Source organism: Desulfoluna butyratoxydans, from assembly GCF_900699765.1.
In the GTDB taxonomy this organism is placed as follows: Bacteria; Desulfobacterota; Desulfobacteria; order Desulfobacterales; family Desulfolunaceae; genus Desulfoluna; species Desulfoluna butyratoxydans.
In genome coordinates, this window is the sequence record NZ_CAADHO010000005.1 from 322,924 (window position 1) to 343,029 (window position 20,106).

Below are 20,106 nucleotides of genomic sequence, written 5' to 3' on the forward strand. Positions count from 1 at the left end.
CATGAAATCAACCCTGTCGAAACTTTTTATATCCGGCCTGCTGCTTCTCCTTTTGCCCGGGCCCCTCTTTGCCTGGTGCTGGATTCGGGATACGGGCAGCACCAACCAGGGATGCGGGGCACTGCTCTACGTCGAAAGATGCTGCGACGGCAACCTGCGCAGATGGCCCGGGGGCACCATGGACTATGCCATCTCCAACACCACGCCGGCTGGCCTTATCCCCTCCCTGCAAGCCGGTGTCAACACGTGGAATGCCATTGAGATGAGCACCTTCGCCTTTTCATACCAGGGATCCTCCCCCCTCACGACCGTGTCCAGGGACGGCACCAACCTCATCAACATCGACCCCCAGTTTGCCACCCGCAACGACCGGGTCGGTGAAGGGGTCCTTGCCATCAGCACCACCTGGACCCTCGGAGTGGGCGGTTCCTACAGGGCCGTTGAATCGGACATCGCCTTCAACGGCGAGGAGTACACATGGGGAGACGGCAGCGGCGGCACCATCGACACCGCTGCGGTGGTGGCCCATGAAAGCGGTCACAGCGCTGGGCTCAGCCACGCCGGGGCCCAATGCCAGAGCGCCGGATCCGAAGGGTGCGGTGCCAACTTTGAAGAGGCGACCATGTACTGGAACTACTCGGCAGGGGCCATTGGTTTCAGGGACAAAGGCAGCCTGGAGCTTGACGATATTGCCGCCCTGGTCCACGGGTATCCCAGGAGTACCCTGACCGTGAGGGTGGAAAACAGCATCGGTCAGCCCATTGTGGGTGTCACCGTGGACCTTCTGGATGCAGCCGCTCCCGTGGACGGCCAGAACAGCCTCCAGGGAGGGCGGGTATACGGGGACGTCACCAACAACGCGGTCCTTACCGGGGATAAAGTCCGAAGTGACAGTTATTTGGACCAGACACCCTTTGACACCACCGATGCCTCAGGGCTCACCAACGCCATCCACCCCACCCGCCGCTCCATTCAACTGCGGGCAACCATTGCCTCCTTCAGCCACACCGTCTCCCACACCGTGGCGGACGGAGCATCGACCGTCACCCTCACCATGCCCGAAGCCATCGGTGACCTGGTGGCCCCGCTGCTTACCGTCACCAGCCACACCACAGGTGACTTTGTCAGGACAGACACCATCACCCTTACCGGCACCGCCTCGGACGCCGGACGGGGCGACTCCGGCGTCCAGCAGGTGACTGTCAACGGGGTGCCTGCCGCCGGCGGTTCCGCCCTGGGCGGCGCAACCGCGTCATGGTCGTCTGACCTCACCCTCTCTCCGGGCACCAACACCGTCACGGTGAAGGCAACGGACAACGCCGACGCAGACAACACGGCCACCCAGGTTATAGACATCATCTTCGATGTGGTGCCGCCCACGGTCTCCCAGACCTACCCCACGTCCGGCACGTCAGGAATCGGCGTCAACAGCACAGTCTCCGTCCTCTTTGACGAGCCCATGGACCCGGCCAGTATCACCACGGCAACCTTCACCAGCGCCCAGGGCCTTGCTGGGACCGTCACCTATGATGCGGCCAGTCGCACCGCCTCCTTTACCCCGGCGTCTCCCCTTGCCTACCAGACCTCCTACACCTTCACCCTCACCACGGACGTGCGGGATGCCGCCGGCAATGCCCTGGATTCACCGGTCACCTGGAGTTTCACCACCCAGGCAACGCCCTCGTCATCCGGAGGGGGCGGTGGCGGCGGATGCTTTATCCGGTCCCTGGACTAAAAGCAGAGGCACCCCCCAAACATAAAAACGGCCGATGTGGTGTCCACATCGGCCGTTTTGCATTTCGTGTTTGTTAAGGGGCTGATCAGATCTGACCGGACTCCTTCAGGGCAAAGGTGACCAGCTTCTGGGTCATCTTCTCTTTGAAGTCCCCGGGACGGTCAAGCTGCATCCGCTTGAGGTACGGCTTGGCTTCGTCGGGAACAGAAGAGATCATCTGCTTGGCAAGCCCCATGATGGTCTTGATCTTCTGCTTGTCCATCTTGGCCTTGAACTCCCTCAAAGAGCGGCCGAGGACCAGCTCCTCCTTGGTGAACTCGCACCCGAAGGGGAAGGTGTCGAAGTACTTCTTGCCCATGGCCCGGAAGGGTTGCAGTTTCTTGGCGATGACCTCGGGGTAGTTGTTGCGGTACTCGGCAGGGATCTCATAGTCGGCGGGCAGTTTTTTGGCCTTTTTCGCTTTTTCAAGCAGCTCGCCCTGGAACCGGGAATCCGCCACGTTGATGAGGGCCGCCACCACCTCGTGGTCTACTTTGCCGCGCAGGTCGGCGATGCCGTACTCGGTCACCACGATGTCCTTGAGGTGCCTGGGCACGGTGGTGTACCCGTAGTTAAAGACCACGTTGGACTTCGGACCGTTGGCCGTCTCCTTCACCGCGCGGATCATCATGATCAGCCGGGCGTCGTCAATGGCGTGGGCCATGGAGACAAAGTTGTACTGCCCGCCCACGCCGCTGATGACGGTGCCGTTTTCAAGGGCATCGGAGGCGATGTTGCCCACAACGGAGACAATCATCCCGGCGTTGACGAAACGTGCGTCCTTTCTCTGGAGGGTTCGGAGCTTTTCGTCACCATACAGCTGGTTGAGAACGGCCACCCCGGTCATCTCAAAGAGCTTGCGCTCGTCGTCGCTCATGTTCCGCAAGGTGTCGTAGAACTGGTTGGGCCCGATGAAAAAGCCCCCGTGGGCGATGACGCCGTTGAGGAGGCTCTCTCCGATGCAGTTGTCCAGGATGGCGTCCAGATTGGCCCCGTCCCGAAAGTCCGTGGAGTAACGTGCTTCGCCGTTGACGATGGCGTAATCGTTCCAGGTCAGGCCCGGCTTGAACACCCCGAAATGCTGGAGGCTCTCAAAGTCGTCCTTTTTCATAATGGGCTGGAAGGATTCCTGGGAAAGCAGGGCCTTCACGGAGTCCCGGGTCAGGGCTTCGGAAAGGACACCTTCGTTGATAAGGCGCTGTATCTCCAGGTTCCCGTAAACCCGCCGCTTGATAACCCCGCCCTTGTACAGCTCGATAAAGGCGTCCACCAGCATTTCGGTGGTGCCGTACAGGCCCTCTTCAAAGGGCTCCCGACCCCCGATATGGTCCACGAGGGTACCGTACCTGGCGTTGATGCCCAAATCTTCCAGCACCTTCTTGTAATCTGCGTTGGCCGTGTTTCGCATGATCAGGGCCGAGGCAATGGCGTCGCCCAGGGACCCGATGCCGATCTGCAGGGACCCACCGTCCTTGACCAGGGAGCTGACGTGAAGGCCGATCATGTGGTCGGCCGTGTTCACCGGCGCCTTGGGCACGGAGAAAAGCGGGGTTTCGTACTCGGGGTTGTCCAGGATGATGTCGTAATCATCCTCCCCCACCACGGCGTCGCCGTACATGAAGGGCAGCGAGTTGTTGACGTGCCCCACGTGGAGAAACTTCTTCCCGGCGGCCTTGGCTTCCGGGATGAATTTTTTGATATCAAGGGAAAGGTCTGCGTTGCAGCTGTCGCTGTAGCACACCTTGCCGTCGATCTCTTTTTTGGCCACGGCATGGCAGTAGAGAACGTTGCAGTCCTCGTTCATGATATCGCGACCCACGTGGGTATAGTTGGAGCTGTAGTGATTCTGTTGAGCCATGGGATCGTTCTTGACGGATCCGGCCTTGTAGTAGAACTCCTTCATCTTCACGTTGGGGGGCAGGGCCCCTTTTCGGAGGTCCAGCATGTAATCAAAATCGGGGATATCTTTCCAGACACGATCCCGGAGGGGCTGCAGCATGCGCCTCTCCAGATCATTCGACCAGGTGGGCTTCTCAAGGGAAAGGGCCGTGATGATCGTCAGCTCGATGGTCGGATCGCTTTTGGCCCTGCGGTAGATTTCGTTGGCAATCTGATAGGATTTGCCTAAGGCAATGGGCATGCCGAAGGCTATCTTCTTATCAAATGCTTCGATGATATGGTCCACTACCTTGGTGACATCTGTGTAATACGTCGGTCCATTATGCTCAATCACAACAATACCTCCCTGCAGATCAACCTGATTTATATCCAAACGGATGCGTCGAGCAAACGCACTCCCGCTCTCCCTTACAAGCCGTATGCAGCAAGGCACTGAACCGGTATTCATTGTTAGACCGCAATGAGCCGCCATCATGAAAAAAAACGGTCCACCACCTTTGCCACACTGTTGCCACGGCCCTGCATCGGGGTGATCCCCGATACACAAGCGCCCTCAGCGTGCTGCCGGGTCCGGGATCACAGCGGAACACGCTGCGATGGAAAGGCCCCACACACGGGCTTATTACAAAGCCGTACGCCAGAATAGACATAGCCTACAAACATAGTCACAGCGTGTCAACACTGTTCGCTTTTACTATACGAATATTCTGGCGTTTACATCAGCCAAGGAGACGCACCTTAGTTCCCCAGGAGATCACCGACTTCCCCAAAAGCATAACAGGCGATTTACATGATACAATTCACGGGTCACACGGAGCAGTGGGACTTCATCACCCGGCGATACACCTCAACAGTCTCTTCGGCCGTCCGCCTCCAGACGAACCGGCTGTGGACCCTGTCCTCCCCTTTACGCGCCAGGGAAGCGGCCGCATCCCCATCAGCCAGAAGCTCCTTCAAGCCATCCTTCAGGGCCGTTACATCACCGGCCGGGACAATGCGCGCCGCATCCCCCGCCACCTCGGGCAAGGCCCCTCCGTCCGTGCAGACCACGGGCACGCCGCAGGCCATGGCCTCGCCAACGGGAAGGCCGAACCCCTCGTACAGGGAGGGAACCGCCGCAACCGATGCCCGGGCATACTCTTCCACCAGGCGCCGATCCGAGACCCTGCCGGTGAACTCTACCACCCCGGAAAGCCCCAGGGACGACACCAGACGCTGCACAATACCGCCCTCCTTGGGCTGACCGATGACCGTAAGCTTCACATCGCCCTCGTCCTTCATGGCGGCCACCGCGTGCATCAGGTAATAGAGCCCCTTCAAGGGGCTGTCCGCACTGTTGGTCACGATGATCCTGCGGGGGTCTTTGGGAATCTCCGGCAACGGGTAGAAACGGGCTGTGTCGATGCCGATGGGGATGACGTGCAGCTTGCTCGGAGAGACGCCGAAATCTGCCGCGATGTCTGTTTTTGATACCTGGGAAACGGTGATGACGGCAGGGAGCTTTCGCGCCACACGTTTCTGCATGCCGATAAACGAGTACCAGCGCATGGCCCGTGCCCGCTTCCAAAGATTCCGGGTGCTCATCACGGCAATGTCCCGGTCCCGTGTCATGGGATGGTGGATGGTGGCGACCGTGGGGATCTTCCGGCTCACCGAAAGAAGCCCCCAGGAGAGGGACTGGTTGTCGTGGATAATGTCGAACCGGTGGCCCTCGGCCTCGAAAAACCGCCGGGCGCGCACCCCGAAAGAGAAGGGCTCGGGGTAGCCAAGGGTAGAGTTGAGCCACCATTCGGTAAACTTGAGGGGATCCTTCAACTGGCTGTAGCCTGCCCCATTCTCCATGGTCTCGGGGCTGTAGAGATCCAGGCCCGGCAACACGGTAAGCCCGATGTCCTCGTCAAGGATGGGGGCAGGTTCCCCGGAAAGAACGTGGACCCGATGCCCCAGATCGGCAAGGGCCCTTGCCAGATGACGAATGTACACCCCCTGGCCACCGCAATACGGGTTGCTCCGGTAACTCACCAGACAGATGCGCAACGAAGGCTGTGAATCACTCATCGCAAGGACCTCCTTTCAAGGCCCGGCACCCGGTGGGGCTTTCTCCCTTCGATCACATATTCCCAGATATAAAGAAAAAGTCCCGCCACATACCCCAAACCGGGGAGCAGCAGGACAATGGCAACTTCAAAATAATTCCGACACCACGCCTTAAACTCTTTCATCACATGTCACCTGATCCATCGTCACTGTTAAACACATCTTTTCCTTTCCGGAAGCCCGGACAAAAGCCAACCTAACGCACAGTGAACCGCCTTGAAACCCTTATTTCAAGCCAACACATCACGTCAGGAGCCCTGCTCCGGCGGTCATGTCCCCCATCCTCCTTGTCCCGGGACGCCGCCTGTGAGAAAATGAAGGCCACATGTTTCAGCCACAGCCTGTCCCGTCAACCCAACCGCACCGGAGTTCCCATGGTTATCACCGCCAACCCGTTTATTGATGCAACACGCATCCACCACCTCAGCAATCGGCGCCCGACCAGGGGCCGCTACGTTCTCTACCTCATGCAGCAGAGCCAGCGCACCCGGTTCAACCACGCCCTGGAGTACGCTGTGCAACGGGCCAACGACGAAAGCCTTCCCCTGCTCACGGTCACAGGCCTCATGGAAGGCTACCCCGAGGCCACCTGGCGCCACTACCACTTCATGATGGAAGGGCTCTGCGATGTCCAAAAAAACCTGAAAGTACGAGACATCGGGTTCAGCATCCTCCCCGGGGTTCCGGCCGAGGTTGCCCTTGGGCTCTCAGATGACGCAGCCCTCATCGTCTGTGACCGGGGCTACCTCAGACACCAGCGCAGCTGGAGGCTTAAAATTGCCGCCTCATCCCCGTGCCCGGTGGTGGAGGTGGAGTCCGACGCCGTGGTGCCGGTTGAATGTGCATCCGCCAAACGGGAATACGCCGCCCGCACCATCCGGCCCAAAATCGAACGGCTTCTGGACCGCTACCTGGTGGGGCTCGCCCCCACGCCTGTAAAGGTCCCCTTTCCCCCTGCCCTCCTTCCCAAAGGCGCTATCGATCCAAGCAAGGGGGTACCGGACCATTTCAACGTCGACCGAAGCGTGGCACCTGTCAGCCGATTCAAAGGCGGGGAAGACGAAGCCCAGGAAAAACTGGCCCACTTTGTGTCGGAGATCCTTCCCCGCTACGCGTCCCTGCGAAACAAACCCGAGGAAAACGCCATCTCCGAGATCTCCCCCTACCTCCACTTCGGACAGCTCTCTCCCCTGGATGCAGCCCTTGCAGCAAGCCACGGGGGAGCATCCTGCCCCGAAGACGTGGCCGTTTTCCTGGAAGAGCTCATCGTCCGCCGGGAGCTGGCCATCAACTACGCCTGGTTCGAACCCGACTACGACACCTTCGAGGCCGCAGCCCCTGCCTGGGCGCAGGAAACCCTTGCCGCCCGGGGTATGCAAAAGGACCTCTATACAAAAGAGGAACTCACGGCCTGCAAGACCAACGATCCCTACTGGAACGCAGCCATGGCCGAAATGGTCCACACCGGGTTCATGCACAACTACATGCGAATGTACTGGGGGAAAAAAATACTGGAATGGTCACACGATGCCAAAGAAGCCTTTGAAACAGCCCTCTACCTCAACAACCGCTACTTTCTGGACGGACGGGACCCCAACTCCTATGCCGGAGTGGGCTGGACATTCGGCCTCCACGACCGCGCCTGGCCACAGCAGCCGGGCTTCGGCAAAGTGCGCTCCATGAAGGCATCCGGCCTGAAACGGAAATGCAATATTGAAGGGTATGTAAAACGGGTGGAGGAGTTGGTTAACAAACAGCCTCCGGTGGCGAGGCCACAATAGCGAAAACACCTCGAAAGCATTCCCAGGCGGAGCCTGGGAACGAAACGTACCCCGCTAACAGGCTATTCCCTTCGTTCCTCAGGGACGTCACATGTGCTGACGGGCTGCGCCCGAAATCAACGATGTGGGGTATTCACATACCCTACTTATTTGCTTCGCTCCCAGGCAGAGCCTGGGAGTGAAAAGTAAAACCGGTCGCATGATGGCTGCATTCATATGCATTGGCCATGGGGTTTCAAGGTGCCCCCACCTTGCCGCCCAGCTCGCGGTATCGGGGGCAGGTCACCAGGTGGTCGTTGACCATGCCCACGGCCTGCATAAAGGCGTAACAGATGGTGGACCCCACAAAGGTGAACCCCAACTTTTTAAGGGCTTTGCTCATGGCATCGGACTCCGGGGTGCTGGCGGGCACCTCGGCCATGGTTCGAAAACCGTTGTCCAGGGTCTTGCCGCCTGTGAATCCCCAGAGAAGCTCTGAGAAGGCACCCGGCGACTCTTCCAACGCGAGGAATGCCTTGGCGTTTTTCACCGCGCCCCTCACCTTCAGCTTGTTCCGAATGATCCCGGGATCGGCCAGGAGCGCCTCGACCTTGGCCTCGTCGTAGAGGGCGATCTTCTCAGGGGCAAGCCCGTCCATCACCTCCATGTAGTGCGCCCGTTTTTTGAGCACCGTGATCCATGAGAGCCCGGCCTGAAACCCTTCAAGCAAAAGCATGGCAAAGAGTTTTCCGCTGTCGTGCTCGGGCACGCCCCACTCGTCGTCGTGATAGGCCACGTAAATAGGGGTGTCCCCGCACCAGGGGCATCGTTCGTCTGTCATCAACTATCCTTCCTTAAACGTTTCATGTCGCCAGGATTATCCCAACGCCTCCACCAACAGTGGAAACAATTTTCTATTGGCTGTGGGGAAGGCGAGGCGATTCAGGTCCTCCGTCGTAATCCAGTCCACGGGCTGCCCCTTTTTCGACGTTGGGGAACCTCCGCCAACCTCTGCCAGATAGAGATAAAGCTGCACCCGAAAATGCGAATAGGCGTGGGTCACGCTTCCCACCAGTTTTCCCACAGCCGGAACCACCCCCAGCTCATCCATGAGGCACCGCCCCAGGGCATCTTCGTGGGTTTCCCCTGTCAGGACCCGCCCCCCGGGGAACTCCCACATCCCGGCAAGGTGGCCCTTGGCCGGGCGCTTCTGCACCAGGATTTTTCCGTCCTTCACCACCACGGCCAGGGCCACGGGGTAAAGGGGGACGGCCTTTTTCGCTCCCTTGACGGGAAAGGCCTCCTGCCTGCCCAACGCCCGGGCTTTGCAACCGGATCTCAAGGGACACCGGGAGCAATCGGGTCGCCTGGGCGTGCAGACCGTGGCCCCGAGCTCCATCATGGCCTGATTGAAATCCCCGGGCCGCGTTTCCGACACAGCCGAGTCCACCGCATCCTGAATAGCCCGTTTCACCCCTGCGGAGGTCACCACCCCGTCAAGGGCAAAAAGCCGAGTCACCACCCGGTTGACGTTGCCGTCCACGGCTGCCAGGGAATGCCCGAAGGCAATGCTCTGGACCGCCGCGCATGTATATGGCCCCACACCGGGCAAGCCGGAAAAGGCCTCCGGGGTGTCCGGCACCCTGCCCCCATGCTCATCACGAACCTTCCGCATGGCCTTCAGCAAATTGTGGCAGCGGTTGTAGTAACCGAGCCCCTCCCACATCTTGAGCACCCGGTCGTCCTGGGCGTCAGCAAGGGCCGTGGCGTCGGGAAAGGCATCGGTGAACCGGTTGTAATAGGGAATCACCGTGGCCACCTGGGTCTGCTGGAGCATCACCTCGGAGAGCCAGATCCGGTAAGGGTCCCTGGTCTGCCGCCACGGCAGGATCCGCTTGTGGGTGTCGTACCACGAGAGCAGAAGCCCCGCGTCCAGTATGTCTGTCATATGCGTCCTTGATGTTGGAGTTGCTGGAAAAAAGCATGCCTCTGGCGGCGAGGTGAGCCACCTCGAAAGCATATTGCCCTTGCGCTTTGTCCCTCGTTCCTCGGGCCAAAGCGCAAGGGCCTTCGACTCGGGCTTCGCCCGATACAAACGCTGATGATGTGTGCGCACTGGTTCACAAGCTTCGACCCAACAGGATCCGCCGTCGATACTTGACCATTATAAATTTAACCGCATTGTCTCCGGCTGCAAGGTGTGCCACCTTAAAAGCACGTTACGAAGACAAATCGATTGTCGCGCCGTAGGCCATTGACGTGAATCGAAGGGTGACTCATAGCCATGGGCGCAGGCGGCTTCCTTGGGAACAACACTTCCGCCCCCCTTGTCCCCTGGAGCGCCGCACTCCTGTGCGGCATGGGTAACGACGGACGAAAAAGCCGCACCGGAGTGCGGCGCTCCGTTTCGGTCGATTTATCTCTGTTATTTTGAAGGGGCGGCCCAAACTTCATCAAAAAAAAGCCAATGAAACGGGCCACTCCTGCAAAACCGTTTCTCGCTCCCAGGCTCTGCCTGGGGGCGTCGGTTGCAAGGCTCCGCCTTGCGGGTGTGGAGCATAGCGGCATCATGGGCAAAATATACAAGATGACGCGATTCAAGGATGGAGGCAGAGCCTGGGAACGAAAGGTCCCCTGGTCCAAGGGTTCCCCCCTTGCATTCGATATTCACCACGGACCAAGCCCACCAGCAAATGTGCAGGGGCGAAGCCCCGGGGCATTTGCGATCCTGGGTTCCAAGGGCTCAGCCCTTGGCCACCGGAGGTTTGCTTTTGCATGCCCTTTACCCTCTCCGCAGTGTCACCCACAGGGCAGCGGCCAGGATCATGGCCCCGCCCGCAAGGGATCGCGCCGTGGGCACTTCGCCCAGGAGGAGACAGGCAGCGGCGATGCCGTACACCGGCTCCAGGGACGCGATAATGCTTGCCTTTCGGGCCGACACGGTTTTCATGCCCTGGATGAACAAGGTGTGGGAGACCCCGGTAAACAGAACGCCCAGAAGCAGGAGGTACCCGAGATCGGTTGCCGTGGGAATTTGAGGGAAAAGAAAGAGAACGGGCAGGAGAACCAGCACAGCGGCGGCATCCTGCCAGAAGGAGACCACGGCGCCGTGATACCTCTTTCCGAACCGACGGTTGAGAAGGGAGAGCACGGCAAAGGTCAGGCCCGAGGCCAGGCCCCAGAGGGCCCCCTCGAACACAGGCTCTCCCGGATGAAAACGGGGCACCACAAGAAACACCCCGGCAAGGGTCCACAAGGCGGGGGCAAGGGTTCGCCACCGAAAGGAGGTGCCGTCTAAAAGGGGTTCTAAAAGTGTGGTGAACACCGGAAAGGTGGCAAAGGTCAGCAAGCCGACGGCAACGGACGACACCTGGATGGACCGGAAAAACGTACCCCAGTGCACCGCCAGGATAAGGCCCTGAAGGGCCATCAGCAGGTAATCCCGCGTGGAAGCAAGGCGCAAGGGACGTCCGGCCAGGAGAATCACTGGCCCCAGGAAGAGCGCGGCAAAAAACACCCGCCCGAACACAATGGCCACAGGGGAGAGGTGCACCAGCTTCCCAAAAAGCCCGGCCAGTCCGAAGAGCAGCGTGGCCGTATGGATCAGAAGATAATCCCGGGACATGCCCGAAGCCATGAGTTCCTTTCCTGCGTTGGATGCGTGGGTTTCATTCATGGCCCTGTTATACCCGACACGGACCCTCCTTCGCAAATGCTTCGGTGCTCGTTCCTCGCCCTCCGCATTTGCTTACGGGCTGCGCCCGTGTCTGGGTATCACGCTCAACCCATGTCATCGGGATACGGCGCAACAATCGGAACCAGAGCGATTAATCCCGATAATTAGATAGTTACAGCAACGCGCCCTATACTTTCAAGGTTTGTGGGACAACTCGTACAAACCATCAGCTTATGTATCGGGCGAAGCCCGAACCGAAGGCGCTTGCGCATTTTCCTGAGAAACGAAGGAAAATGCGCAAGCGCAATAAGCTTTCGAGGTGGCTCCACCTCGCCGCCGGAGGCTTGCTTTTTCCGGCGACTTTGAGCATAGAAGGCCTCTCCTATATTTACGCTTCCTAAATTTTAGGCCTCCAAGGGAAGGTAGACCGGTTTCCAGATCATATGGTCCACGGCTTCGTCCAGGCGTTCGGGGTCCATGCCGTGATCAAAGGAGCTGAAGGCGCATTTTCGGGCGACGCCTTCGCGGATGGCGGCGCGTCCCACGGCTTTGGCCACTTTGAGGGTCACCTCCTGGAGCCTGTCCACGGTGGGGAACAGGGCGCCACGGGCGAGGTCTTCGTTGCCGACGCAGTCTGCTGCGGCATGGGCGGCGGCCGTGAAAAAGCTGGGGAGCACGGTGGTGGCCCCGGATGCAATGACGCCCAGGCCCACCCCGGGGAAGATGAAGACGTTGTTGCACTGGCCCACGCGGTATTCGGAGCCGCCGTGGCTCACCGGGTCAAAGGGGCTGCCCGTGGCCACGAGGGCTTTGCCGTCGGTCCAGTTGTAGATGTCCTCGGGAATGGCCTCGGTATTGGCCGTGGGGTTGCTCAAAGGAAGGATGATGGGACGCTCGGTGTTGGCCAGGACTTTGGTCACCACCTCTTGGGTGAAGCAGCCGTGCTGGCCGGAGGTGCCGATGAGAACGGTGACTCCCGCCTTTTCAATGACGTTTTCCAGGGCGCCGTCCTCTGAGCTGTTGAACCAGGGGAGTGCCCCGGGGTCCTTGGCGAATTTTCCCTTGTAGGGGTCAAGGCGGCGGTCCGTGGTGACCAGGCCCCGGGAATCCAGGGTGTAGATACGGGCGCGGGCGTCGGCAACGGCCATGCCCTCTTCCACCAGGGCCGCCTCGATCTGCTCGGCAATGCCCACGCCGCCTGCTCCTGCGCCGTGGATGAGGTAGACTTGGTCTTTAATGCCCTCGTTCTTGATCTTCATGGCAGCCAGGATGCCTGCCAGGGTTACTGAACCGGTGCCCTGGATATCGTCGTTAAAGCTGATAAGATCGTTTACATAGGTATCCCGCACGGTAAAGGCGTTCTGCTTGGAGAAGTCTTCCCACTGGCACAGGGCGTTGGGGAACACTTTTTTAAAGGCTTTGGCGAACTTCTCCACAAAGGCGAAGTACTCGTCCCCGGTGAGGCGCTTGTGGTGCCAGCCGATGTATTTGGGATCCCTGAGGAGTTTCTCATTGTCCGTGCCCACGTCCAGAGAGATAGGCAGGCAGTGCCAGGGCGCGATACCGGCCCCCTGGGTATAGAGCATGAGCTTGCCGAGGCAGATGGCCTGGCCCCCTGCCCCCTGGTCGCCGATACCCAGGATGCCCTGGTTGTCGGTGACAACAGCCACACGGATATCCGCACGCTCGTAACGGCGCAGGATCTTTTCGGCATCGTCGATGTTGCCGGGATAGAAATGGAGTCCGTTGCCCTGGCGGAACATGGAGGAGAACCGCTGGCAGACGATCCCCACCGTGGGCGTGTACACAATGGACATGTATCGGGTGATGTCGCTTGCAAGGAGGGCGTGGGCGAGGGTGGCATTCCGGTCAAAAAGGGACCGGATATAAATGAACTTCTCAAAGTCGCTTATCTTCTCCCGGATGATATCCTGAGCGTTCAAGACCTGCTGGGAGAGGCTTTTGACTTCAGGGGGAACCAGCCCGCTGATTTCAAATAATTCGCGCTCCTCATCGGAGAAGGCCACCCCTTTGTTGGTGTAGTTGTGGAACAGAACCGCGTTGCCTTTGGCGTTGACCTTAAGGGCCCTGGTGTTACCGTAGTCGTCAAACTGTAAATCGTAAATACCCATGTGTCGTCTACCCCCTTCATTGCTATCCGAGTCCCTGACTTTGTTTGCCTTGTTTCTCTGGCCGCATCCGAACCTCTATATCATGAACCCTGCAGGATGAATAGAGTCTTCGACTTAAATTTCAACCAGTTGTCAGGGTGAGCACGACACACACAATCAATCACTTAAAAAACGATTTCAAGAATTCCCGGTTCAGCTTCGAGATATGGGAAATGGAGATGCCCTTGGGACAGGCCGCCTCACACTCCCGCTCGTTGCCGCAGTTGCCGAACCCCTGCTCGGACATGCAGGCCACCATGGACTCCACCCTTTTTCTGGCCTCGGGCTTTCCCTGGGGAAGGGTGGACAGGTGGGAGACCCTGGCGCTGGTAAAGAGCATGGCAGCGCCGTTGGGGCAGGCAGCCACGCAGGCACCGCACCCGATGCACTCGGCGGCGTCCATGGCCAGCTCGGCCTGCTCCTGGGAGACGGCCACGGCGTTGGCGTCCGGGGCGCCCCCGGTGTTTACCGAGATGTAGCCCCCGGCCTGGATGATGGCGTCCAGGGCCCCACGGTCCACCACCAGGTCTTTGATGACGGTAAAGGCCCGGGATCGCCAGGGTTCGATGACCACCACATCGCCGTCTTCAAAGTGGCGCATGTGGAGCTGGCACAGGGTGGTCTCCTTCAGGGGGCCGTGGGCTTTGCCGTTGACCACTGCCCCGCAGGTGCCGCAGATCCCTTCCCGGCAGTCGTGGTCAAAGGCCACGGGCTCTTCCCCTGCCCGCACCAGCCGCTCGTTCAAGATATCGAGCATCTCAAGGAAGGAGGCGTCCGTGGAGATGTCCCTCACCTCGTAGGTCTCCAGGTGACCGCCAGAACCGGGACCATCCTGCTTCCAGATCTTCAGGGTCAACCCGATGGTGTCCGTCATTTGTAGCTCCTTTGGCTCAGGGTGACGTTTTCAAAACTCAGCTCCTCCACCACCTTCTCCGGCTCTTCATCCTCGCCGCGATGTCGCCAGGCCGCCACATGGGCATAAGAGGTGTCGTCCCGCAAGGCTTCATGATCTTCGGTCTGAAAGGCCTCGTTGAAGTGACTGCCGCAGGACTCCTGGCGGGCTCTGGCATCGGCAATCATTACTTTGGAAAAGGAAAGGAAATCAGAGACCCGCATGGCTTTTTCAAGGTTCTGGTTGAAGGTATCTGCCGAGCCCACCATGGCGCGATCCTGCCGGAAAACCGCCTCCAGGGCCTCCACGTCGGAAAGGGCCGCGTCCAGGCCCTCGTTGGTGCGGGCCATGCCGCAGTGCTCCCAGACGATGCGGCCCAGCTCCCTGTGGATGTCATCGCAGGTCCGCTTGCCCGTGGATACCAGCAGCCCTTCGATGCGGGCCTTTGCCGCGGATTCCGCCTCGGCAAAGGCATCCGATGAGTCCTTGTGGGCCCCATAGGGACGATCCGCCAGGTAGCCCCCCAGGGTGTAGGGGATAATAAAATACCCGTCGGCCAGTCCCTGCATCAGGGCGCTGGCCCCGAGCCGGTTGGCCCCGTGGTCGGAAAAGTTGGCTTCCCCCAGCACAAAAAGGCCGGGGATGGTGCTCATGAGGTTGTAATCCACCCAGAGCCCGCCCATGGCGTAATGGGACGCCGGGTAGATGCGCATGGGCGTGCCGTACGGGTCCTCGTCGGTGATGCGCTGGTACATGGAGAAGAGGTTGCCGTACTTGCGCTTGATCACCTCCTCTCCGTCCCGCTTTATGGCGTCCCGGAAATCGAGGTAGACAGCGTACCCTGTCTCCCCGACACCCAGACCCGCATCGCACTGTTCTTTTGCGCTTCGGGAGGCCACGTCCCTGGGCACCAGGTTGCCGAAGGCAGGGTATTTACGCTCCAGATAGTAGTCCCGATCCGATTCAGGAATGGAGCTGGGGCTGCGCGTATCCCCTTTTTTCCTGGGCACCCACACCCTGCCGTCGTTTCTCAGGCTCTCGCTCATGAGGGTCAGCTTGGACTGCCACTGACCGTGGACCGGAATGCAGGTGGGATGGATCTGGGTGAAGCAGGGGTTGGCAAACAAGGCCCCCTTGCGGTAGGCGATCATGGCCGCCGACACATTGCAGCTCATGGCGTTGGTGGAGAGATAATAGACGTTGCCGTAGCCCCCGGTGGCCATGACCACGGCATCGGCGGCGTGGCGTTCCAGCTCCCCGGTGACAAGGTTCCGGGCGATGATCCCTGCGGCGCGGCCGTCCTCCACCACCAGCTCCACCATCTCCCGTCGGGTAAAGAGGGTCACGCCTCCGCCCGCCACCTGCCGGGACAACGCGCCGTAGGCCCCCAGGAGAAGCTGCTGGCCGGTCTGGCCCCGGGCGTAAAACGTCCGGGACACCTGGGCCCCGCCAAAGGAACGGTTGGCCAGGTGCCCCCCGTACTCCCGGGCAAAGGGCACCCCCTGGGCCACACACTGATCGATGATGTTGCAGCTGACCTGGGCCAGGCGGTAAACGTTGGCCTCCCTGGCCCTGAAGTCCCCGCCCTTGATGGTGTCATAAAAGAGGCGGCGCACGCTGTCCCCGTCGTTCTGGTAGTTCTTGGCCGCGTTGATCCCCCCCTGGGCCGCGATGCTGTGGGCCCGCCTCGGGCTGTCCTGAAGGCAGAAGGTCTTTACGCGGTAACCCAGCTCCGCCAGGGTGGCAGAAGCCGACGCACCGGCAAGGCCGGTGCCAAGCACAATGACACTGTACTTGCGCTTGTTGGCGGGGTTTACGAGCTTCATCTCAAAACGATGCCGGTCCCACTTCTCCTCCAGAGGCCCGCCCGGAATCTTTGCGTCAAGAGCCATAAACCATCTCCTTGGGTCAAAAAAGGTCATTATTCAGGCAACAAAAAGCAGCCTCCGGCGGCCAGGTGGGGGCACCTGGAAACCCTATGGCGAATGCATGAAGGCAACCATTCTGCCTGCGCTATGGGGGCATTCGCGTGATGTGTGACATGTGGCAACCATCTTTGCAGGAGCAGCCCATTTCATTCTTCTTAAAACACGATGCAAAACGTCTGGGATTCGTTTGACTTTAACCGGAATAACTCCGGCTGCAAGGTGAAGGGCACCCATCTCGCCATAGAAGCTGGTTTCATCGTTCGAAGTGGTCTTCCTCATGATTTTACCCAGGCGTTCTGACGGCCGTTGCTTCCATCGCCCTTACAGCAAAAAAAACACAAGAGGAATTGACCCGAATCCTATCCCCACCCCCACGGCCAGCCAGGTTGCGCACCGCATCAAAAAAGGCGTGCTCCCCTCGCCGTTTGCCCCCAGGCTCTGGAAGGCACTCCAGAACCCATGGCTTACATGAAACGAAATGGCCAGAATGCCCAGCAGGTAGGCCCCCACATAGGTGAGGCGGGAGAAGGTCTCCACCACCACGGGGTAACGTGACGCCCCGGACGGGGGAGAGAACTTGAAGCCGATGAGATGCAGGACGATGAAGCTCAGGGCCAAAAGGCCGGTGTAGATCATGGTGGCCGAGCCCAGGGTTCGCCCTCCGTGGCGGGCCGTGACCTGATACCTCTCGGGGCGCGCCCGCCAATTTTCAAGGGCCAGCACCACCCCGGTGAGGACATGGGCAAGGGCCATGAGCAGGAGAACGAACTCGGACACCGTCAGTAAAAGGCCCAGGGAATGAAGCTTCTCGGTGTACTCGGCAAAGGCCCCGGCCCCGCGAAACAAGGTGAGGTTGCCTGCCAGGTGAACCACCAGGAACCCGCAGAACCCCAGCCCGGTGATCCCCATGAGCATCTTTTTACCTACAGGTGTTGCGATTCGTCCGATCAGATCCATCATGCATGCCTCCGGTTATGATTCCCATGGAGCCCACCCGCTGTGGGGCTGGACTCCCTACCCGAACACTTCCCAGCAGGTCTCCCCCAGGCGGCCCAGGTTTTCGCACACGTGGACACCGCATGAGGTCATGGCCTCCAATTTGGCCTGGGCCGTGCCGCTGTTGCCGCTGATAATGGCCCCTGCGTGGCCCATGCGCCTGCCAGGAGGCGCGGTGAGCCCTGCGATGAACCCCACCACGGGTTTGGTCATGTGGTCCCGGATGAACTCGGCGGCGTCTTCTTCGGCGGTGCCGCCGATTTCGCCCACCATGACCACCCCCTTTGTCTCGGGGTCGGCCTCAAAGGCTTTAAGGACATCCACAAAGGAGGTGCCGTTCACCGGATCACCGCCGATGCCCACGCAGGTGGTCTGGCCGATGCCCTGGTTGGAGAGCTGGTGCACCACCTCATAGGTAAGGGTCCCGGAGCGGGACACCACACCCGCCGGGCCGCCGGGCCTGTGCATGGGCCCCGGCATGATGCCGATCTTGCACTCTCCCGGGGTGATGATACCCGGGCAATTGGGCCCGATGAGGCGCACCCCCGTTCCGTTTATGACCTTTTTCACCCGGGCCATGTCCAGCACGGGGATGCCTTCGGTGATGCAGACCACCAACTCCAGGCCTGCCTCGGCAGCCTCCACGATGGCATCGGCGGCAAAGGGCGGGGGCACAAAGATCATGCCTGCGTTGGCGCCGGTTTCGGCCATGGCATCGGCCACGGTGTTAAAGACCGGGGTTCCCTCATGGGTCTGCCCGCCCTTGCCCGGGGTGACCCCGGCCACCACCTGGGTTCCGTAAGCCTTGCACTGACCGGTATGAAAACTGCCCTCACGCCCGGTGATGCCCTGAACCAGCAAACGCGTGGATTTATCGACGAAGATGCTCACAGCTCACTCCTTTCCCGCAGGATCCGATCACGCCACGATGGCGGCGATCTTCTCCGTAGCGTCTTTCAGGTCAACGGCAGTCTGAAGGTCGAGGCCGGACTCTTTAAGGATCCGTCGGCCCTCCTCCACGTTCGTCCCCTCCATGCGCACCACCACAGGGACGCTGATGCCGGTTTTGGATGCGGCTTCCACCACACCCCGGGCAAAAATGTCGCAACGCAGGATGCCTCCGAAGATATTGATGAGGACCCCTTTGACCTTGTCGTCTTTCAACAGGATGCGAAAGGCGTTCTCCACCATCTCGCTGGTGGCCCCGCCCCCCACGTCGAGAAAGTTGGCGGGCTCGGCCCCGGCCATCTTGATGAGGTCCATGGTGGCCATGGCAAGGCCCGCTCCGTTGACGATGTTGCCGATGTTGCCGTCCAGGCTGATGTAGTTAAGGCGATGACGGGAGGCCTCCACCTCCAGGGGGGCCTCTTCGGTGACGTCCCTTAAGGCAGAAATCTCTGCGTGGCGATACAGGGCGTTGTCGTCAAAATCAACCTTGGCGTCCAGGGCCACGGCCTCACCGTCTCCGGTGAGGATCAGGGGATTGATCTCCACCAGGGAGCAGTCCTTGGCCACGAAAAAGGCAAAGAGTTTTTGGACAAGGGCGGAAACGGCTTTGGCTTCGCGCCCTTCCAGACCCAGGCCAAAGGTCACCCGGCGCAGGTGGCCGGGCCACAACCCCGCAAGGGGCCCCACGCGCACCTTGATGATCTTTTCCGGGGTCTTCTCCGCCACCTCCTCAATCTCCATGCCCCCTTCGGAGCTTGCCATGATGACGATGTCGCCGGTGGCACGATCCGGCACAATACCCAGGTAAAGCTCCCGGGCGATATCCAGCCCCTCTTCCACCAGGAGGGTGTGCACCTCCTTGCCCTCGGGGCCGGTCTGGTGGGTCACCAGGGTGGAGCCCAGAAGGCTCTTGGCCACCGCTTCCGCCTCGTCGACTGAATTTACCAGCTTCACCCCCCCGGCCTTGCCGCGCCCCCCGGCATGGATCTGCGCCTTGACCACCACAGGCCAGTCCCCCATGCTCACCGCCCGAAAGGCCGCTTCTCCCGGTGTTCGTGCCACCGCCCCATCAGGGACGGCGATGCCATGGGCCCTGAAGAGTTCCTTTGCCTGGTATTCATGGATCTTCATGGTTGTCTCCAATGCATAGAAGATGGGTTACCCGCATGTGGATCAGGCCCTGTGCCACTCCCTGCCGAGGGCGCCCCGCCCTCTCGCGCAGCAGCCAGGATAAAGCGGGTTTGAAAAGCGATGTACCCTTCAAGGGTGTAGCGCCCCTTTAAAAACCATCGCCTGAAGGCCCACATATGGCCGATGACCATGATGGTGTGGGCCAGAAGCTCCACGGATGAGGGTTCCATGGGAGCCAGGGTCCCCTCATCCACGGCCTGCTCGATGCGCTCCACAAAAATATTGGTGATGCGCACCTCGCTATCCAGAACGCGGCGCCGCCATTTCTTGGAAAGGGACGCGGTCTCCTGGTAGATCAGCTGAAGGTGATCGGCCATGGTATCGCACACCCGGATGTAGACCCCGATGGCGGCCTCCAGGCCGGCGAGCCCCTGTTTTTCCCGCGCAATGTCGCGATGGATGCCCGTTTCTATTTCGTCGTGGATGGCGTCGCAGACAAGGTAGAGAACATCGTCCTTGGATGAGACGTATTCGTAGAGGGATCCGATGGAAAAACCAACGGCTTCGGCGATCCGGCGGGTGGGGGTTTTGTGGAACCCCTTTTCGATGAAAAGATGAACGGAAGCATCCACAATCTGGCGACGACGGGTGTGGACCAGCTCCGGGTTTTTCACCTGGGAGACCACACCGGCTTCATCGGGACGTTTACGGGCCATGCTCCCTCCGGGGTCGGAGACGTTGGATATTCACGGGTGATAACGTTCAGGACAGCACGTCGAAGAAAAACCGGGACAAACAGGCAGAGGGCTCAGGATAAAACAAAGAGGGAATGAG

Annotated in this window: 14 protein-coding genes; 2 read left to right on the plus strand and 12 right to left on the minus strand. The window is 60.1% G+C overall.

What is annotated here, in order from left to right:
• Position 1 precedes the first annotated feature (1 nt).
• On the plus strand, positions 2 to 1,735 hold the full coding sequence (locus MSL71_RS15480) for an Ig-like domain-containing protein (protein WP_180141918.1): 1,734 nt from the start codon (positions 2 to 4) through the stop codon (positions 1,733 to 1,735).
• A gap of 85 nt (positions 1,736 to 1,820) precedes the next feature.
• Here the strand turns inward: MSL71_RS15480 and MSL71_RS15485 are convergent, their stop codons facing one another.
• On the minus strand, positions 1,821 to 4,007 hold the full coding sequence (locus tag MSL71_RS15485) for an acetyl-CoA hydrolase/transferase C-terminal domain-containing protein (protein ID WP_246317803.1): 2,187 nt from the start codon (positions 4,005 to 4,007) through the stop codon (positions 1,821 to 1,823).
• A gap of 473 nt (positions 4,008 to 4,480) precedes the next feature.
• Positions 4,481 to 5,731, minus strand: coding sequence for a glycosyltransferase family 4 protein (locus tag MSL71_RS15490; protein ID WP_180141920.1), 1,251 nt, complete (start codon positions 5,729 to 5,731; stop codon positions 4,481 to 4,483).
• A 413-nt stretch (positions 5,732 to 6,144) separates the two neighbouring features.
• On the opposite strand from MSL71_RS15490, the gene MSL71_RS15495 reads away from it, so the two are divergent.
• Positions 6,145 to 7,551: a deoxyribodipyrimidine photo-lyase gene (locus MSL71_RS15495; protein ID WP_180141922.1), complete on the plus strand. Its 1,407-nt coding sequence runs from the start codon at positions 6,145 to 6,147 to the stop codon at positions 7,549 to 7,551.
• 235 nt (positions 7,552 to 7,786) lie between these two features.
• Here MSL71_RS15495 and MSL71_RS15500 read toward each other — a convergent pair whose 3' ends face one another.
• The 10 genes from MSL71_RS15500 to MSL71_RS15545 all read right to left on the minus strand — a co-directional run bounded on the left by MSL71_RS15500 (position 7,787) and on the right by MSL71_RS15545 (position 19,988).
• Positions 7,787 to 8,371, minus strand: a complete 585-nt coding sequence (locus tag MSL71_RS15500; protein WP_180141924.1) for a DNA-3-methyladenine glycosylase I — start codon at positions 8,369 to 8,371, stop codon at positions 7,787 to 7,789.
• Between the two features lie 36 nt (positions 8,372 to 8,407).
• Positions 8,408 to 9,478 (minus strand): A/G-specific adenine glycosylase, encoded by a 1,071-nt coding sequence (gene mutY / locus MSL71_RS15505; RefSeq protein WP_180141926.1) that lies wholly within the window; start codon positions 9,476 to 9,478, stop codon positions 8,408 to 8,410.
• Positions 9,479 to 10,312: 834 nt separating this feature from the next.
• A complete protein-coding gene (locus MSL71_RS15510) occupies positions 10,313 to 11,206 on the minus strand; it encodes a DMT family transporter (RefSeq protein WP_180141928.1) in 894 nt (297 codons plus the stop codon).
• A gap of 404 nt (positions 11,207 to 11,610) precedes the next feature.
• Entirely contained in the window at positions 11,611 to 13,338 is a 1,728-nt protein-coding gene (locus MSL71_RS15515; protein ID WP_180141930.1) for an NAD-dependent malic enzyme, read from the minus strand.
• Between the two features lie 160 nt (positions 13,339 to 13,498).
• Positions 13,499 to 14,251 (minus strand): succinate dehydrogenase/fumarate reductase iron-sulfur subunit, encoded by a 753-nt coding sequence (locus tag MSL71_RS15520; RefSeq protein ID WP_180141932.1) that lies wholly within the window; start codon positions 14,249 to 14,251, stop codon positions 13,499 to 13,501.
• A complete protein-coding gene (locus MSL71_RS15525) occupies positions 14,248 to 16,161 on the minus strand; it encodes a fumarate reductase/succinate dehydrogenase flavoprotein subunit (RefSeq protein ID WP_180141934.1) in 1,914 nt (637 codons plus the stop codon). The genes MSL71_RS15520 and MSL71_RS15525 overlap by 4 nt, the downstream gene beginning before the upstream one ends.
• A 357-nt stretch (positions 16,162 to 16,518) precedes the next feature.
• Positions 16,519 to 17,157 (minus strand): succinate dehydrogenase cytochrome b subunit, encoded by a 639-nt coding sequence (locus MSL71_RS15530; RefSeq protein ID WP_180141936.1) that lies wholly within the window; start codon positions 17,155 to 17,157, stop codon positions 16,519 to 16,521.
• A gap of 54 nt (positions 17,158 to 17,211) precedes the next feature.
• Positions 17,212 to 18,084: a succinate--CoA ligase subunit alpha gene (sucD, locus tag MSL71_RS15535; protein ID WP_180141938.1), complete on the minus strand. Its 873-nt coding sequence runs from the start codon at positions 18,082 to 18,084 to the stop codon at positions 17,212 to 17,214.
• Between the two features lie 27 nt (positions 18,085 to 18,111).
• Positions 18,112 to 19,272, minus strand: coding sequence for an ADP-forming succinate--CoA ligase subunit beta (gene sucC, locus MSL71_RS15540; RefSeq protein ID WP_180141940.1), 1,161 nt, complete (start codon positions 19,270 to 19,272; stop codon positions 18,112 to 18,114).
• A complete protein-coding gene (locus MSL71_RS15545; protein WP_180141942.1) occupies positions 19,269 to 19,988 on the minus strand; it encodes a TetR/AcrR family transcriptional regulator in 720 nt (239 codons plus the stop codon). Before MSL71_RS15545 ends, sucC begins: the two co-directional genes overlap by 4 nt.
• Positions 19,989 to 20,106: the final 118 nt, after the last annotated feature.

Excerpts from the sequence above, each read along its gene's own strand:
- MSL71_RS15480 (WP_180141918.1), top strand. The coding sequence starts at position 2 with ATGAAATCAACCCTGTCGAAACTTTTTATATCCGGCCTGCTGCTTCTC.
- MSL71_RS15490 (WP_180141920.1), bottom strand. The coding sequence starts at position 5,731 with ATGAGTGATTCACAGCCTTCGTTGCGCATCTGTCTGGTGAGTTACCGG.
- MSL71_RS15495 (WP_180141922.1), top strand. The coding sequence starts at position 6,145 with ATGGTTATCACCGCCAACCCGTTTATTGATGCAACACGCATCCACCAC.
- MSL71_RS15500 (WP_180141924.1), bottom strand. The coding sequence starts at position 8,371 with ATGACAGACGAACGATGCCCCTGGTGCGGGGACACCCCTATTTACGTG.
- mutY (WP_180141926.1), bottom strand. The coding sequence starts at position 9,478 with ATGACAGACATACTGGACGCGGGGCTTCTGCTCTCGTGGTACGACACC.
- MSL71_RS15510 (WP_180141928.1), bottom strand. The coding sequence starts at position 11,206 with ATGAATGAAACCCACGCATCCAACGCAGGAAAGGAACTCATGGCTTCG.
- MSL71_RS15515 (WP_180141930.1), bottom strand. The coding sequence starts at position 13,338 with ATGGGTATTTACGATTTACAGTTTGACGACTACGGTAACACCAGGGCC.
- MSL71_RS15520 (WP_180141932.1), bottom strand. The coding sequence starts at position 14,251 with ATGACGGACACCATCGGGTTGACCCTGAAGATCTGGAAGCAGGATGGT.
- MSL71_RS15525 (WP_180141934.1), bottom strand. The coding sequence starts at position 16,161 with ATGGCTCTTGACGCAAAGATTCCGGGCGGGCCTCTGGAGGAGAAGTGG.
- MSL71_RS15530 (WP_180141936.1), bottom strand. The coding sequence starts at position 17,157 with ATGATGGATCTGATCGGACGAATCGCAACACCTGTAGGTAAAAAGATG.
- sucC (WP_180141940.1), bottom strand. The coding sequence starts at position 19,272 with ATGAAGATCCATGAATACCAGGCAAAGGAACTCTTCAGGGCCCATGGC.
- MSL71_RS15545 (WP_180141942.1), bottom strand. The coding sequence starts at position 19,988 with ATGGCCCGTAAACGTCCCGATGAAGCCGGTGTGGTCTCCCAGGTGAAA.